This window comes from Actinobacillus seminis (assembly GCF_002263215.1).
GTDB lineage: Bacteria > Pseudomonadota > Gammaproteobacteria > Enterobacterales > Pasteurellaceae > Actinobacillus_B > Actinobacillus_B seminis.
This window is the reverse complement of record NZ_NLFK01000003.1, coordinates 193,880-211,726: the sequence shown is the minus strand read 5'-3', so window position 1 is coordinate 211,726 and position 17,847 is coordinate 193,880. Positions and strand designations below refer to the sequence as shown.

At 39.8% G+C, this 17,847-nt stretch carries 12 protein-coding genes; 7 read left to right on the top strand and 5 right to left on the bottom strand.

Annotated elements, in window-relative coordinates:
• Positions 1-30 precede the first annotated feature (30 nt).
• From mlaD to murA, 5 genes are read left to right on the top strand one after another with little or no spacing between them, the layout of a single operon-like run.
• Entirely contained in the window at positions 31-549 is a 519-nt protein-coding gene (gene mlaD / locus CFY87_RS04490; RefSeq protein WP_094946058.1) for an outer membrane lipid asymmetry maintenance protein MlaD, read from the top strand.
• 60 nt (positions 550-609) lie between these two features.
• Positions 610-1,251, top strand: a complete 642-nt coding sequence (locus tag CFY87_RS04485) for an ABC transporter substrate-binding protein (RefSeq protein WP_094946057.1) — start codon at positions 610-612, stop codon at positions 1,249-1,251.
• A gap of 4 nt (positions 1,252-1,255) precedes the next feature.
• Positions 1,256-1,615 (top strand): STAS domain-containing protein, encoded by a 360-nt coding sequence (locus CFY87_RS04480; protein WP_094946056.1) that lies wholly within the window; start codon positions 1,256-1,258, stop codon positions 1,613-1,615.
• A complete protein-coding gene (locus CFY87_RS04475; RefSeq protein WP_094946055.1) occupies positions 1,615-1,872 on the top strand; it encodes a BolA family protein in 258 nt (85 codons plus the stop codon). Before CFY87_RS04480 ends, CFY87_RS04475 begins: the two co-directional genes overlap by 1 nt.
• A 15-nt stretch (positions 1,873-1,887) precedes the next feature.
• Positions 1,888-3,162: a UDP-N-acetylglucosamine 1-carboxyvinyltransferase gene (gene murA / locus CFY87_RS04470; protein WP_094946054.1), complete on the top strand. Its 1,275-nt coding sequence runs from the start codon at positions 1,888-1,890 to the stop codon at positions 3,160-3,162.
• Between the two features lie 477 nt (positions 3,163-3,639).
• Here the strand turns inward: murA and CFY87_RS04465 are convergent, their stop codons facing one another.
• The 3 genes from CFY87_RS04465 to CFY87_RS11920 all read right to left on the bottom strand — a co-directional run bounded on the left by CFY87_RS04465 (position 3,640) and on the right by CFY87_RS11920 (position 12,295).
• Complete coding sequence (locus CFY87_RS04465; protein WP_272896438.1) at positions 3,640-9,282, bottom strand: S8 family serine peptidase; 5,643 nt, start codon at positions 9,280-9,282, stop codon at positions 3,640-3,642.
• Between the two features lie 230 nt (positions 9,283-9,512).
• Positions 9,513-10,199: a hypothetical protein gene (locus CFY87_RS04460; RefSeq protein ID WP_094946053.1), complete on the bottom strand. Its 687-nt coding sequence runs from the start codon at positions 10,197-10,199 to the stop codon at positions 9,513-9,515.
• A 329-nt stretch (positions 10,200-10,528) separates the two neighbouring features.
• A complete protein-coding gene (locus CFY87_RS11920; protein WP_094946052.1) occupies positions 10,529-12,295 on the bottom strand; it encodes a hypothetical protein in 1,767 nt (588 codons plus the stop codon).
• On the opposite strand from CFY87_RS11920, the gene CFY87_RS04450 reads away from it, so the two are divergent.
• Both CFY87_RS04450 and CFY87_RS04445 read left to right on the top strand, forming a co-directional pair.
• Positions 12,281-12,934, top strand: coding sequence for an IS1595 family transposase (locus tag CFY87_RS04450; RefSeq protein ID WP_094946051.1), 654 nt, complete (start codon positions 12,281-12,283; stop codon positions 12,932-12,934). The two genes, CFY87_RS11920 and CFY87_RS04450, sit on opposite strands and share 15 nt — an antisense overlap.
• 402 nt (positions 12,935-13,336) lie before the next feature.
• Positions 13,337-14,461: an IS1595 family transposase gene (locus CFY87_RS04445; RefSeq protein ID WP_094946050.1), complete on the top strand. Its 1,125-nt coding sequence runs from the start codon at positions 13,337-13,339 to the stop codon at positions 14,459-14,461.
• Between the two features lie 330 nt (positions 14,462-14,791).
• Here CFY87_RS04445 and pntB read toward each other — a convergent pair whose 3' ends face one another.
• Both pntB and pntA read right to left on the bottom strand, forming a co-directional pair.
• Positions 14,792-16,252 carry a Re/Si-specific NAD(P)(+) transhydrogenase subunit beta gene (pntB, locus tag CFY87_RS04440; RefSeq protein ID WP_094946049.1) on the bottom strand — a complete coding sequence of 487 codons (1,461 nt, stop codon included), beginning with the start codon at positions 16,250-16,252 and terminating at the stop codon, positions 14,792-14,794.
• Positions 16,253-16,264: 12 nt separating this feature from the next.
• Positions 16,265-17,797, bottom strand: a complete 1,533-nt coding sequence (gene pntA, locus CFY87_RS04435; RefSeq protein ID WP_094946048.1) for a Re/Si-specific NAD(P)(+) transhydrogenase subunit alpha — start codon at positions 17,795-17,797, stop codon at positions 16,265-16,267.
• Between the last annotated feature and the right edge of the window lie 50 nt (positions 17,798-17,847).

Below are 17,847 nucleotides of genomic sequence, written 5' to 3'. Positions count from 1 at the left end.
AAAAAGTGCGGTTAAAAATTAGGATATTTTATGCGACAAACAACTAAATATGAATTTTGGGTCGGTTTATTTTTGTTACTTGGAATTGGTGCGTTAGTCTTTTTAGGCTTAAAAGTGGCGAATTTGCAAAGCTTTAGCAGTGCAAAAACGTACCAAATTTATGCAACTTTTGATAATATCGGTGGACTAAAAGTAAGAGCGCCATTGAAAATTGGTGGTGTGGTGATTGGGCGTGTGGTCGATATTTCTTTGGATCCGAAAAGCTATACGCCACGCGTAACTTTGGCAGTAGATCAGGCTTATGATCAAATTCCGGAAACCAGCTCGTTGTCGATTAAAACCTCAGGATTATTGGGCGAACAATACGTTTCTTTAAGTCTCGGTTTTTCTGATGAAGAATTCGGTTATTTAAAAGAAGGGGATCAACTGGTGGATACTAAATCTGCGATGGTATTGGAAGATTTAGTGGGTCAATTCTTATATGGCGATAAGAATAAAGAAGAAGGCAACGCGAAAGAGGGGAACAATGCGGTGCCGAACGCACAATAAGTGGCAGAAACAATGCCTTTTTGGAAAGCAATTTAATATTTTTTAAATCTGGAGGAATCTATGTTAAAACGTAAATTAAATCAATGGTTAGCAAAAACCGTGTTCATTTTGACCGCACTTTTTGCTATGCAAAATGCCATGGCGGCGGATGATCCGTTATCCTTGACACAAACTTTGTCAGATAAACTTTTTGCTCATATCAATCAAAATGAAGCAAAAATCAAACAAAATCCGAGTTTTCTAAAAACACTTGTACGTCAAGATCTTATGCCTTATGTTCATGTGAAATACGCAGGCTCGTTAATTTTAGGGAATGAAAACTTAAAATCCAGCACTAAAGATCAGCAAAATAATTTCTTTGCGGCGTTGGATAAATATATTGAACAAGTTTATGCGCAATCTTTGACTTTGTATGAAGGGCAAGAACTAAAAATTATGCAACGTAAATTAGAAGGAACATTTGCCGATATTTTGGTTGAAATTCAACCGAAAGGACAAGAAAGTGCGGTGAAATTAAACTTCTTATGGCGTCAAAATAGCAAAACAGGGCAATGGCAAGTATATGACATGGCGGCGGAAGGTCGTAGTGTGGTAGAAACCAAAAAACAAGAATGGGCACCGATTATTCGTCAAAAAGGCATTGATGGGTTAACTGTCGATATTCAAAAAGCAGCCGCTCAGCCCATTACTTTAGGTAAATAATCCGATGAGAAACAGCCAAAGTTTACATTGGGAATTATTACAAAATGATGATAATATTACTCCCCGATTAATAGGGGAGCTATCTCGTGACACGTTGCTGCCGCTGTGGTCGCAGCGTACTTCTTTTTTATCGCAACCAAAACTGGCAAAACAAAATATTGTTTGGGATTTAACGGAAATTACACGAATTGACAGTGCCGGTTTTGCGCTGTTGTGTGATTTTATCCATGACTGTCAGCAGCTGCAAGGTGCAGAAAATCGTTTGCAGATAAAAAATCCGCCTATTCAATTAATGACATTAGCAGATCTTTTTGGTTTATCCGATTGGATAACGCCATTGGTACAATCTAACGGTAAGAATTAATGGAAATTCAAGAAATTGAAAAAATTTTGAAAGCGGTGCTTAACCTTGATGAAGTTTATGTACAAGGGGAAAATGCGCACTTTGGTGTGATTGTTGTGAGTGATGAGATCGCGCAATTATCGCGCTTAAAACAGCAACAAACAATTTATGCTCCGCTAATGGATTATTTTTCTACAGGTGAAATTCATGCATTGACGATCAAAACCTTTAGTGTAGAAAAATGGAAACGTGAACGTTTACTCAATCCGGTCAATTAATTACAGGAAAAAATTATGCAAAAATTTCGTGTTTACGGTCAATCTCGTTTAAAAGGCAGCGTTGATATTTCAGGAGCAAAAAATGCCGCGTTACCGATTTTGTTTGCCGCGATTTTAGCGGAAGAACCGGTTGTGTTGACCAATGTTCCCGAATTAAAAGATATTGATACGACATTAAAAATTTTACGCCAATTAGGGGTTGTGGTTGAACGTGATGAGCAGGGCGCGGTACATTTGGACGCATCTCAAATTAACCATTTCGTTGCACCTTACGAATTAGTCAAAACCATGCGCGCCTCTATTTGGGCGTTGGCACCGTTGGTAGCGCGTTTTAAACAAGGTCAAGTTTCTTTACCGGGCGGTTGTTCCATTGGCGCAAGACCAGTGGATTTGCATATTAGCGGATTGGAACGTTTGGGCGCTCAAATCGTATTGGAAGACGGTTATGTAAAAGCCTACGTTAATAACCGCTTGGTCGGTATGCGTATTGTGATGGATAAAGTGAGTGTTGGAGCAACGTTATCCATTATGATTGCTGCGACCTTGGCTAAAGGCACGACGATTATCGAAAATGCGGCACGTGAACCGGAGATTACAGATACCGCAATTTTCTTAAATAAAATGGGCGCTAAAATTAGTGGTGCGGGAACCGATACTATTACTATCGAAGGCGTTGAGCGCTTGGGTGGCTGTGAGCATAATGTGGTGCCGGATCGTATTGAAACGGGAACTTTCTTAGTGGCCGGCGTGATTTCGGGTGGACGTATTGTGTGTAAAAAAACCAAGGCGGATACGTTAGATGCGGTTATTGATAAACTGCGTGAAGCCGGTGCACAAATTGACGTCACAGAAGATACGATTACCTTGGATATGCTAGGCAATCGTCCAAAAGCGGTTAATATTCGTACCGCGCCTTACCCGGGCTTTCCAACTGATATGCAAGCGCAATTTACCTTGTTAAATATGGTGGCGATGGGAACCGGTATTATCACGGAAACCATTTTTGAAAACCGCTTTATGCATATTCCGGAATTGATCCGTATGGGTGGAAAAGCGGAAATTGAAGGCAATACCGCTATTTGCCATGGCGTCGATCATCTTTCCGGTGCGGAAGTGATGGCAACTGATTTACGCGCGTCAATCAGCTTAGTGTTAGCCGGTTGTATCGCAAGCGGCGAAACCATTGTGGATCGTATTTACCATATCGATCGCGGATATGAGCATATTGAAGATAAACTGCGTGGACTTGGCGCCCGAATTGAGCGTTTTTCTGAAAATAGCGACGAATAACGTTCGTGTGATTTTTAGCTGAAATCACCGTTAACCAACGTAAAGCGCGGTCGTTTTATCCACCTCCAAAAAGTTAGGTATAGTAGAAAAATAGTTGGTAAAAGTGGTTTAAAGCCTTATATTTGATCTGCTCCAAAAGTTGGATGGTTAGTCCAACTTTTAGGGGGCAGATTACAGTAGCGTGATTTTTGTTATTATAGACATACTTCCCAGGCATATAATCGAAAGAGCGCAAGCCCTTTTTGTTATTCCGCTTTTCACACTCCTCGCTTGTCTCATTTTCTGCAAAATCCCGTCACAATAGCCTTATTTATCTACGGGGAAAATCCTTATGTCCGATATTACGGATATTTTATGCCGCCTTGAAAGCCTTATCCGTTTTGGCACGATTGCCGAAGTGGATTATGCCAAGCGACTATTAACTAAATAAAAAGCCTCGCACTATATTAAGAGCTACGAGGCTTGAATAGATAATACCTATTTCCAATTCGCACTTAAAACCGTTTCAAGGCTTGTGCTAAGTGTTGTTGGTAATGAAATCTGCCCTGCCGCAGGTGGCGAGAATGCAGCCATCGCATTTACCAACTTATCCACGTTACTATGACTTAAGGTCTTACTATTGGAATCCACAATCTTTTCAATCTTATAGTTTTTACCATACCAATCAGTAATAATGGTTTTATCATCTGTACCAATGACACTGATTTCTAAGTCTGTATCTAGCTTACGGAACCAAAGTTGGTTGTGTTCAACATTGCTAAAACGTAGCGTATCTGTACCTTGTTCATCATAGATGCTATCAATGCCATCTCCTCGATTAAATAGATAAGTATCGTTACCCTTGCCGCCCATCAAGAAATCATTACCTTTCATGCCATTTAAGGTGTCATTTCCGCCATAGCCGATTAAACGGTTATTTGCTCCATTCCCTTTCAAGGAATTGTTACGTTCATTACCCGTCCCCGAAATAGCTTTATTACCATTTAGTTGTAGATTTTCTACATGCTCAGACAAGGTGTAGGAAACCGAAGAAATTACTGTATCTGTGCCTTGATTTTCTTTTTCAATTACTTTATCAAGATGATCATCGACAATATAGGTGTCATTCCCTGCACCACCAATCATGGTATCAAACCCAGCTTTACCATCTAAACGGTTATTACCTGAATTCCCTACTAATCGGTTATTTTCACTGTTACCTACCGCATTAATTGAGGCTAACCCAGAGAGTTGTAGTTCTTCGGTGTGTGCTGATAGGGTATAGCTGACGGAAGACTTGACAATATCATAGCCACCATCTTTGATTTCAATCACCTTATCTCCTGTGTTGTCCACAATATAGGTGTCGTCACCAAACTCACCTGACATGATATCAGCACCTGCATTGCCATCAATGAGATTGCCCACCGCATTGCCTGTGAGTTTGTCGTTTTTGTTTGTACCAGTGATAAGTTGCTTAAGCTGTGGTAAATCTGCTTGTTCTTTGGAGAAAATAAACATATCCGCTTTTAGCTGATCGGCTCTCACACCTTTTAATGTGATATACTGTGTACCAGCTTTAGCTTCACCTAACCAAACTCTTGTGTAGAGTTCATTATTTACCGAGAAACTCGTAAAGTTGATGGTATTCACACTATTAAACTGCGAAATATCAATTTTTTCGTTTTTGTCATTAATATCAAAATCCCAAATCAGGTTTTTCAATAGACCTTGAGAGGCATTTGGTGAAGTATCTTTTACCACTACAAAACGGTCACTGCCTTTGCCGCCCTCGGCTCTTGCCCAACTAAACTTGATGTTATTATATTGGCTTAATGTCGTATATTGTTGATTTCGATAGCTTGACGATAGGGCAGTATCATCTCCTTCAAGATACATAATGTCATTGCCTTCTCCGCCTCCTAAATAGTCGGAGCCTGTTCCGCCGTATAATGTGTCATTGCCACCACCGCCTAAAATGCGGTCATCGCCGTCATTGCCATACAATATATCATCGCCACCTGAGACTGAGTTTGCCGAGTGTTCACCGACAATGACATCATTGCCTTTTCCTCCCCGAAGAATGTCGTTACCATTCCCACCGAAGAGACGGTCTTCGCCCTCCGTTCCCCAAAAGGCTACACCAAAATCAGGCAAAGCAACTTCTTCATTGCTATTTGAAAATCCATAGCCACCCGTTTGATTTAACCAATAAGGTTTAAACACTTCCTCGGTCACCACAATATTGTTATCAGTCAGCTGACTGGCTTGAACATTGCTTAACCTCACTGTTTGTCCACTGCCTAAAGAAATCAGGGTATCAGCCCCATGTTGTTGCTTAGTCCAAGAAAAGGTCTTAAATCCTGTGAAAACAAGGCGGTCGTTCCCCACTGTAAAATCTGTAATCACATCTTGGCGATTGGCTTTCTTATCAATAATAAACGTATCGCTACCTTGACCACCCGTTAAGCGGTTATTCCCTAAACCTCCCGCCAATATATCATTCCCTTCTAGTCCAGATAATGTATCGTGTCCCCGTCCACCAATAAGCACATTAATAGCACTATTTCCAGTCAGCTTATCGTTATAGTCGCCCCCTGTAACATTTTCAATTTGTGCTGGATTATTAATGGTTAAGGCTTTTCCAGCCAAATTTGCTTTACCCGTGGAAAGATTAACTTCAATCACCCCATCCATTGCAGCAGCGTTAATAGTATCTATTCCTCCATTGGTATCATTAAGCGTATTACCAATTTGATGATTATGAAATTCATTGGTATAGACGTAAGTATCGCCTGCTCCATAAGCTCGCCCATAAAAACTCAACGACCAATGATTTAATGTGCCTGTTTGCCCTGTTGCTACATCAAAAACCTGTAGTTTCCATTGCCCATTAGGGTCTTCACCTTTTAAAAGTGCGGTGTTAAAACGGAAATCTAAAGTATTTGACGTGCCAAATGTTGTATCACCGTGACCATCCTCTTCATTTGGATTTTTTCCAGGTCTATTCATTAATAAGGAGGCTGTGCCTGAAGGTGAAATCAACTTAATGATTAAATCACTAGCACGAGAATGGGTTAAATTGACTTTTACTGATACATTTTCAAGCTGTAAAGCCGTGTTTTCCACCTTAACAGAGAACTGTCTGCCATTATTGTCTTCAATAGCTTGATTGATATTGCCTGATTTATAAATATCCTCTAATTTTACTTCATTGTCATAAGTATGTTGTGTATGCCAATCTTGGGCTAATCTCACTGCAGCTTGTGCATCAACAACACCATAACCATAGTCGTGGCTAACGTGCATCCCCGTACCATTCCAATTTTTCGCACCGTTACGTTGCCATTGACTATCTGTAATGCCCTTTGTTGTAGCCGTGAGGGCAAGAATTTCCTGTACATCACGATAGCCAAGATAAGGATTAGCTTCTAACATCAAAGCAACGATGCCTGAAACAACAGGGGCAGAGAAGCTCGTCCCATTATTGCGAGCATATTCTTCGCCTAATGTTGAGCCATTTTCATTGACAATTTCACGCGAACTTGAGTAAGCGTTAGAGCCGTGAGCGGTGACTAAAATGCTTGCTCCTTGATTTGAATAGGGGGCAATACTGGTTTCAAAAGCATTGTTTTGTTGAGCGGCAGCAACCGCAATACCATAACGTACATTAGTGAGTTCAGAATAGTTAGTATTACCGCCTTTTTGTCGTTCATTGCCTGCGGAGTTAACTATCACTGTGCCTAAGCCATTACGTCCTTCCGTTAAGGCAGGTTTATAAATATCAAAAATGGTTTTGGTTTTATCGGAAAAATTGATTTGTTGTCTAAAATTATCCGTGTGCCCCCAGCTGTGATTGGCTACATCATAGTGTTTCATTTTATCTAAACTTGCTACACTTGCCCCCACCCAATGGCTAGCGACTTTGGCATTATAGGCAATACCCACACCACCTTCACCATTACGCTCTGCCACCATAATCCCAGCCACTTCAGTTGCGTGTTTGCTGAATACTTTGTCTTCTTCTTGGCGTTTATATTCGTAATCATGTAGCCATTGTTTATCTATTTGATTGCGTAATTCAAGGTGACGATAATCAGCCACTTCTTCCGCCACAGAGAAAGGTCCACTTGGCTCAAACTGTCCAATGCGAATATTTTTACCCGTATAATTTTCCCAAACGGGCAGAATATTATCCGACTCTAAATAATATTGGCGAATAATATCAGGGTCTTGCGGTAAGTGCGGTGGGACTAAATAGACTTTTCCTGTTAGCTCTCCCTGAGCATTAGTCCTAATTGCCTTAACACCTTTTGCATCCCGAATAGAATATTCAAAACTGGCAATGCCTTTAAAGCCCTTCGTTGGCGTAAATTCAATATCGCCATTTTCCAGTTCTCTTAATGTTCCGCCTCGAATATTGGATGCTTGATAAATACTGATTTTATCGCCTTGTACATCAATATCATTTTTTAAGAGTTGTGATTGTTTAATAATGTAAGGGTGTGAGCCATCAAAACGTTGCCCTTTGCTGTCTTGATAGAGAATATCCTCCACAGGCATTGGGTTTTCCCATTCTGTTTCTGTTGAAGGTGCGGCATAGCCAGTCAAATCTTTAAAATTCAGCTTCTCAATATTGCGTAAAAAGTCCGTACCATCTCGTCCTTGTTTGGTGTCGCTAATTAATAAGCCATCACCCATTTTAGTGATTTTATAGTCAGCAAAATTACCCGAGAACTCGGCAATATCTTCGCCCTCACCACCATCTAAATAATCATCACCACCTTCACCAAGCAAGGTATCTGCCCCGTCGCCGCCGTATAACATATCATCGTCAGAGCCACCGAACAGCACATCATCACCCTCATCGCCAAATAAACGATCATTGCCTCGATGTCCTCGGATTAAATCCTTACCTGCATTGCCTGAAATAAAATCATCACCGTTTTCACCCGATAGGGCATCATTGGCAATACTGCCCACAATCACATCGTTACCATCGCCACCACGCACAAAAACGGAGCTATTGCCTGAAGACACAAACACATCATTGCCTCGTCCGCCATGAGCAATTTCAACTTCAGCCGCACCGAGGTCTAAACTGACCCCTTTATTGCCCACCACTTGCACAATATCATCGCCATTACCGCCGTGAATATTTTGTGGTAAATCATCGCCATCAATCAATAACACATCATTACCATCACCGCCAAAGAAAGTATCGGAGCCGCCTCCACCAGCAAGCCAGTTATCTTGCTCATCACCTCGTAGCGTGTCGTTACCATTGCCTGCTTGGATATTTTCAACGCCTAATTTAGCCGCACTTAAATCCCGATTGACATCATCCACAGCTGTCCAGCCTGTCGTGCCCTGAATTAAACCCGAGGCTTCCGTCACGGTTTTCTTACCGCCATTGGCATTACTAATACGATGTCCTCTCGGGTTGGCTAAAAAGTTTACCGCCACCACTTCTTGTTGTTTACCATTGCGAGTAAAACTGCCTTTTGCTAATAATTCATTGCCATTAAAAAGTTGTCCGCCTTTCTCTTCATAATCTAATTTGATAGCGGTAATGCCTAATTGTTTAAGGGTTTTTAATTCTCCCTTATCTGTTACGCCATTGTGATTGGCATCTTGCCACACATGCACGGCATTAAAATCCCTGTCTTTGCTATCAAATACATTATCTTTATTACTATCTAAACTTTTTAACGCCTCAAAACCATTAGCAAAACGCTTTTCACCTGCTTCGCTATTACGTCCTGCTCTGCCCGCATAATATTCAGAAAAGACTTCCGACATATTGTCGATTTTGCCGTTGTTGTTTAAGTCCCTCACCAATAATCCATCTTGATGGCTTAACCAACCTGTTTCTTCTAAAGAGCCACCGTCATTATCAATATCAAATAATACCGGTTTTTCGGTATAACTCACCGCTCTTGCACCATCGCCGTTTAAATCAAGGATAAGGGGATCGACAGGTAAGCGAGAATAACCAAAACCTTTTACTTTATTAAGCAGTTTTGGATCTTTAATAAAAGAATATTTTTCATTAAGGACGGATTTATTATCATTGTCAAAAATACCTTTGGAGAGATTATAGTTCGATACTCTAAAACCATTAGTGGTAATATTCGACATGGAAACTGAAAACGGATCGTTATGTTTATTTAATATATCTTTGTCCAGTAGGGCATAGAGTGCAGGAGAAAGAGAAACCGCATCATTATTAGAGTTTTTTATCTAGGATTGGGGTAGTGGAAATGTCGAAATTGTTGGTTGGGGTTTTGTTAATTGGAGTAGTTGGTGCTGTTCCTATTACGGATGTATTTACAAGTTTACCATGTCTATATTTTTCAGTTGTATAAATATTATTTTTTATTAATTTTTAGCCCTGATATTCCAACACCTGTAAATTCCGTGTGTGTTTGAGTTTTAAGTCTAGTGACTTCAATATTTTCTACATTATTTCTTTTTAAAATATCTACAAAATTATCATCAACAAATCCAGGTGCTTTGTTGATACTTTTTCCTGCATGAATTAAAAGATCTGAAATAATATGACCCGAATTATTTGTATCATCGAAAAAAGATGAAGATGTTAAATGATGAGTTAGATCAATCTCATTTGGACTAATAAGATTTTTTTCTTTATTTACTCCCATTGCAATTAACGCTGAAGCAACAGCTGTAACACAGTTATGAGAGTCAAGATTATATCTACTAAAATCAAATCTCCCTCCTGAATACTCTCCTGTTTTTTTAAAATGCGTAAATCTTTTATACTGTTCTTCGGTAATTTCAAATTTGATAATAGTATTTGCGTGAACATAGGCTTGGTTGTCATCATCAACTTTTCTTCCTACATCAAATGCTTTAGCATTCTCCGAAGCAAATCCAAAACTTTCAACTTTACCGTCAGAACCTTGAATAGAAAGCCAAGCATGTCCCCCTATTGACGAGATTTTATCTCCTTTATCATGATCATTTCGATCTTCCTGAAAAGTATATTCAGTTCCGACTTCTGCTAATTTAATTTCGACAATATAATTACCCATGATATCTCCTTAAAAACGATATGTTTTTTTTAAATGTGCATCACCTAGAACAAGTTTTGATTTTAAATTTGCTTGTCTAATATCAGAATAAAGAACTTCAATTTCTATTAAATATCTATTATTAGGGAAAAATCTTAGCCAACGTTTTCCTGTGAGTACATCAGCTCTATAATGATAACACCAAATATTTTGTAGGGTTTCATTGCATACATGGCTGGAGTTCTTGTTTTGAAAAGATAATACATTCTCATACACTTCATCTGTTTCTAGATTTTTTACTCTAGTTTTTATTACTGGTGCTGGATAAAGATACCCCTCTTTAATTTTACTTATATGTTCAATACCATCATTTTTTTTTTTTTTTTGCCTCGTAGCGTGTCGTTGCCATTGCCTGCTTGAATGTTCATCACCCCAAGTTTTTTCGATTCTAGGGTGCGAGCTTGGTTGCCATCTGCCGTAAAGCTACTGGTTTTGGCTAACACCCCAGCAGCTTCAGTCACGGTCTTTTTACCTCCGCTGACCTTGGTAATAGTGTGTCCTCTTGGATTGGCTAAAAAGTTGACGGCTGCGGCTTCGTGCTTTTTACCATTGCGAGTAAAATAACCCTTAGCTAATAATTCATTACCGAAAAAGAGTTGACCACCTGCATTTTGATAAGCAAGGTCAATAGCGGTAATTTTCAAACTCGATAAGGTTTTTAATTCTCCTGCATCTGTGACACCATTATGGTTAGCATCTTGCCACACACGCACCGCATTAAAATCCCTGTCTTTGCTATCAAATACATTATCTTTATTGCTATCTAAACTCTTTAACGCCTCAAAACCATTAGCAAAAGGCTTTTCACCTGCTTCGCCATTACGCCCTGCTCTGCCCGCATAATATTCAGAAAACACTTCCGATATATTGTCGATTTTGCCGTTGTTGTTTAAGTCCCTTACTAATAAACCATCTTGATGACTTAACCAACCTGTTTCTTCTAGCGAGCCTCCGTCATTATCAATATCAAATAATACTGGTTTTTCGTTATAACTGACCGCTCGCACTCCATCGCCGTTAAGGTCGAGAACAAGAGGATCATTTGGTACTTTACGTGAACTGCCTTGAACACTCGGTATTCTTATGTGACTCGCATTTGGTAAGGCTTTATTTGAAGATTCATAAGCCTTCATATCCATCGATTTATTTAGAACAAGGTTATGATTAGCAACCATTGTGTCATCTGTTGTTATTGCTGTTGCTGCTAAATCTGCTGTTTCCGTGCTTTCATTAAGTGCTTGTTTGTTGAAACCGAGCGATAAACGGTTTGTTACAGAAAAATAATCAAACTGGTTGTTTTTCTCTTTTTCTTTGGTTACGTTTGATGAAAGGGCAAGGGAAAATCTGTTTTGAGTTTTGCTATATTTATCAATATCTTTAGTATAAGATTCTCTTAGATTGTTAACGATAAATCTTGCTTGATCTATTGATATTCCACCCGCAAAAGGTGCAGGAACAAATTTATTACTAATAGATTTTTTATAAAAACCACCTAATGAATAGGTGCTAACATCAACCAAAGATATATCTTCAACATATGTTATTTTCAGATTATCAGAATTATATTTTCTCAATTTTCTCTCACTATCTAACTCCCAAGCCTTATCAGCTAAAATATCCCCTATCTCACTTCCTGCATAGCCTAGAAGAATAGATGCTATTGGTGAGATAAGCTTACTAGGAATTCTTCCACTAGGATGGATAGTTAATAAATTGCCTAATGACATCCCAATATATGAACCGTATGCCCCTAATGTTAGTTTAGATATACTATTAATAATTTGATGTGAAATAACATTTGGAGCTTTACTTTTAAAAGATATTACTATCTTATAACTTTCTTCTCCGTATTCTAATAACTTTTTAGTTGAGATAACTTTTGCAACATTTAACCCAATAATAGCCTTATCCAATCCTTTGGCTTTCTTAAACTCCTCTAAGATAGAATTTTGCAAATCATCAATAGAAGAATTTGCTATATATAAAGCTGACTCTTTTGATAAGGGGCTGTAGTAGATTAGCAAGAATGCTATACTACAAAAATGAAGATAACCCATTGTAAATTAAAGAAATCTATACAAAGAAAATTGCTTGAATTTTTTGTTGCAGAAGTGACAGCAAGAACAGCTGCAGATTTATTAGGTATTCAAGCCAATACAGCCGCTCTGTTTTACCATAAAATCCGTCAAGTCATTGACTACCATTTATCCCTTGAAGCCGATGAGATTTTTGAGGGTAAAATTGAGTTAGATGAGAGCTATTTTGGTGGTCATCGTAAAGGAAAACGGGGGCGAGGAGCGGCTGGAAAAGTGGCTGTATTTGGCTTATTAAAACGACAAGGGAAGGTCTTTACGGTCGTGGTTGAAAATACCAAGAGTGAAACGTTACTCCCTGTTATTAAAAGGAAAATTAAGCCTGATAGCTGGGTTTATACCGATACTTATCGTAGTTATGATACCCTTGATGTGAGTGAATTTCGTCACGAACGAATTAATCATTCTGAGGTATTTGCTGAGCGAGAGAATCACATCAATGGGATTGAAAATTTTTGGAGCCAAGCCGAGCGAGTGCTTCGAAAATATAATGGAATAAACCGAAAAAACTTTCCTTTATTCTTGAAGGAATGTGAGTTTCGGTTTAATGTTGGGACACCTAAAATGCAGCTTAAAACCTTGCGAAAATGGTGTGAAATTTAGGTCTAATCTAATTCAGCCCCCCAATATTATTCATAATCATATAAGCAAAGGCAGCGCTATTCGTTGCCTTTTCTTTATCTATTTAAGGTTGAATATCTATATAATTCACTCTATAATCAAAAATACTTCAAGTTTTTGAAGATAAAATTTGCTAGAACACTCTTTACAGAATGTATGCTTGTTATGTAAGGCGTACATATGCCGTTTCATTACGGTTTGGGGCTAAAGCCCCGCTAAACCAGATAACTTCATTAGTGAGTTATCAAATTTCGCCATTCCTATGGTGCTTATGCTAGGTATTCGAAGCAATCAAAACGCTTTGAGCCGACCTGAAAATTCAGGTGGGCGATTTTTTATATCTGGCATTTGGCTTTGAGTACCTTGTACACACAAGGAATACTTATGGCACAGCACTATCTGCTTTCTAGCAAATCTAAGAATTTAAATCTCAAAAAAATCTTCCGTTTAAGCGAAGATGAAGCCTTTCAACTTTTAAAAGCAAATCGTTGGGGAAACCCTGATAATATCCGTGATGTGTGTTGTCCACATTGTGGTGTTCGTCATCACGCTTATTTCCTCGAATCTCGTAAGTGTTGGTGCTGCAAACATTGTAAACGTCATTTCTACATCACAACAAATACGGTATTTGCTTTTCATAAATTACCGCTCGTTGATTTACTCGCTGCCATCGCCCTATTTGTCAATAGCGTAAAAGGTATTTCCGCTATCACAATGAGCCGTCACTTAAATATCAATTACAAAACCGCTTTTGTTTTGTGTCATAAACTGCGTGAAACCCTATTCAAAACTCGTGATTTAAGTCCATTACAAGGCGAAATTCACGAAGATGGGGCGTGGATAAACTTTAGGCTCAGAAAACCTAATTTCCGTAAAAACAGATATAAACAGAGAGACAAAAAGACAAAACTTCCCAAATTCCGCCCGACTAAACGCTGTATTATCAACTTTAGCCAACGAGCCTCCAACGATGAAAATCTGTGGGGTTCAAACCGCACCCTTGTTGCAATGGATTACAGTGAAAGTGCCGAGACCATTTTGAAAATGAATCATCAATTTGTTAAAAGTGGCAGCCATATCATGTGTGATGAAAACCCTGCTTATTCAGGTTTAGACTTTCACTACACACGTTGGTCAGTCAATCACCAAGAAGCGTATAGCTATCAAGGCATCAACAATAATCTTGCTGAATCCTTCAATGCAAGATTTCGTGATTTACATCGTGGCGTTCATCATAAATGTGATAATAAATACGCCCTACATTACGCCAATCAAGCTGCCTTTATGTCAGATAACCGTCAAAAGTCTAATGGTGAGCTGTTCAATAATATTCTTAAACGCTGTTTATGGGTATTACCATTAAGAGAATGGGTCGGCTATTGGCAAGGTAATCACCGTACCCAAGAGCTTATTGGTATGACCGCTTTCAGTCCTGAAGAAATCTCCCAAACCTACTTCAAAAATCTCAATGAGATGATGAAGTATGAACAGGAATTACTTGCAGCTTAACTTTTAATTGCAAAATCACATCCCGATTTGCATCAGGGAAAATTGCTTACCTTTTACAAGGTTGAGCGGATTGGTTACGTCTGCGGTAAGGAAATTTTGTCGAATGTGTGGGAAAATGAGTTAGAATTAAGCAAAAGAAATGCCCTTAACTCTATTTTGAAAGTTAAGGGCATCAGAAATTTTATTGTGGTCAAGATTGAATTTTGGTCTTTGTGCAACTGCTACATAATACCGAAAATACTAGCTATTTTATCTACTATGCTAAAAAATAACCGCACTTTAAAAGTGCGGTCAAGTTTTATGGTGTTTTGGTTATTTTTATCGCGCTGATTATAGGGCTTTTAAAATATCATCCACGCGTTCTTTCGCATCACCAAACAACATTTGGGTATTTTCTTTAAAGAACAATGGATTTTGTACACCGGCGTAACCTACTGCCATAGAGCGTTTAAATACTACCACGTTCGCAGCTTTCCAAACTTCAAGCACCGGCATTCCGGCAATTGGACTGTTCGGATCGTCCATAGCTGCAGGGTTAACCGTATCGTTCGCGCCGATAACCAAGACCACATCAGTATCTGGAAAATCATCATTGATTTCATCCATTTCCAATACCACATCATAAGGCACTTTAGCTTCTGCTAATAAGACGTTCATATGTCCAGGTAAACGTCCGGCAACCGGATGAATACCGAAACGCACATTTACGCCACGTTCACGTAATTTTTGTGTAATTTCCGCTACTGGGTATTGCGCTTGTGCAACCGCCATACCGTATCCCGGAGTGATGATCACAGAGTTTGCATTTTTCAACATTTCTGCCACTTCTTCTGCGGTTGTTTCGCGATGCTCACCTTGTTCTTCGTCAGAACTTACTTGCACATCATTACCGAAACCGCCAGCAATAACACTGATAAATGAACGGTTCATTGCTTTACACATAATATAAGACAAGATCGCACCAGATGAACCGACCAAGGCACCGGTAACAATTAACAAGTCATTGTTCAACATAAAGCCTGCCGCTGCTGCTGCCCAACCGGAATAGGAGTTCAACATTGACACCACAACTGGCATATCAGCACCACCGATTGATGTTACTAAGTGCCATCCGAATGCCAATGCGATAATGGCCATTAATAATACCGGGAAAATATTTTCCGGTGATTTTAAGAATGCCACCATCAATAAGGCAGAAACCACTAATGCCGCCAAATTTAATTTGTGGCGGTGCGGTAACATTAAGGCTTTCGAGTTGATGATGCCGCGCAATTTACCAAATGCCACTACAGAACCGGTAAAGGTCACCGCACCGATAAAGATCCCTAAGAACACTTCAACATTGTGGATATTGGCTAACGCCGCTTGTTCTTCAGCAAAAGCAAGTTGTTGCGCTTCTAACGCTTTTTGCGCAGCTTCAGTGGTGTATAACACGCCTTCTGGAATCACAAATTCCGGAGTAACGTGTAAACCAAAGCTGTTAAAACCAACTAATACTGCCGCTAAACCAACGAAGCTATGTAAAATCGCCACTAACTCGGGCATTTCGGTCATTTCAACTTTTAATGCACGGTGAATACCGATTGCCGCACCAATAACCATTGCAATGATGATCCATAATGTGCCCTGTGAATGAGGTCCGAAAATGGTGGCAATTAACGCAAGGGTCATCCCCACAATACCGTACCAGCATCCGGCTTTTGCAGTCTCATGTTTAGAAAGACCGGCTAAGCTCATAATGAAAAGTAACGCTGCAACTATATAGGCAGCTTGTACTAAACCTTCAGACATTGCTGTATCTCCCTATCCTTTTCTAAACATTGCAAGCATACGTTGGGTGACTTTGAAGCCACCGAAGATATTGATACTTGCCACTAAAATTGCGATAAATGCCAAGATGCTGACAAAGAAACTACCTTGTGCGATTTGCAACAATGCCCCCACAATGATAATTCCTGAAATCGCATTGGTTACCGCCATTAACGGCGTATGTAACGCATGACTTACGTTCCAAACAACATAATAGCCGACCACACAAGCCAAAACGAAGACCGTAAAGTGAGAAAGGAAAGCGGAAGGCATAATTGAACCTAACCATAAAAAAAGCGCACCGACTGCCGCCATCACGCCATATTTCACTTTTGGATCAAGTGGTTTTTCTTCTTTTTTCTCCGCCGGCACCGCTGCCGCTTTTTGTTGCGGTTGTGCAGAAACTTTAATTGGCGGAGCCGGCCATGTCACTTCACCTTCACGAATTACAGTAACACCGCGTAATACCACATCTTCAAAATCAATATTGATATTACCATCTTTTTCTTTACATAACAGTTTGAGTAAATTAACTAAGTTAGTACCATAAAGTTGGGAAGATTGGGTTGGCAAACGACTTGGTAAATCCGTATAACCAATGATTTTCACTTGATTATCGGTCACAACCACTTCACCCGCTTTGCTTAATTCACAGTTACCGCCGGTGGCAGCCGCCAAGTCCACAATCACGGAACCCGGTTTCATGCTCTCGACCATTTCTTTTGTAATTAAACGCGGTGCCGGTTTACCCGGAATTAAAGCGGTGGTAATAATAATGTCCACTTCTTTTGCTTGTTCAGCATAAAGTGCTAAAGCACGACGGTTAAATTCTTCCGACATCACTTTCGCATAACCGTCGCCACTGCCGCCTTCTTCTTTAAAATCAATCTCTAAGAAGCTTGCGCCCATGGATTCTACTTGTTCTTTTACTTCCGAACGAGAGTCAAAAGCGCGAACAATCGCCCCTAAGCTATTTGCCGCACCGATTGCGGCCAATCCGGCCACACCGGCACCTATCACCAACACTTTCGCCGGCGGAACTTTACCGGCGGCGGTAATTTGTCCGGTAAAGAAACTGCCGAATTCATGCGCCGCTTCTACCACCGCACGATAACCGGCAATATTTGCCATTGAACTTAGTGCATCTAATGACTGGGCACGAGAAATACGTGGTACAGCGTCCATTGCCAACACATTAATTTTTTTAGCCGACAATTTCGCCATTAAATCCGGATTTTGTGCCGGCCAAATAAAGCTAACTAACGTCGCTCCTTCTTTAATCAGCGGAATTTCCGCTTCTTCAGGCGCATTAACTTTAAAGATAATGTCTGCTTGCCAAACCTCTTTTGCCGAGCCAATTTTGGCGCCGACTTGTTCAAACGTGTGATCTTCAAAACTCGCCTTAAAGCCGGCACCTTTTTCCACAATAACTTCAAAACCGAGTTTCAAAATTTGTTGGACGGTTTTCGGTGTAGCCGCTACGCGACTTTCGTTATCAAGCAGTTCTCTAGGTACACCAATTAACATAATGTTTCCTTCAACGTGATTGATTAATTATACTAAGCAAACAATTAGCC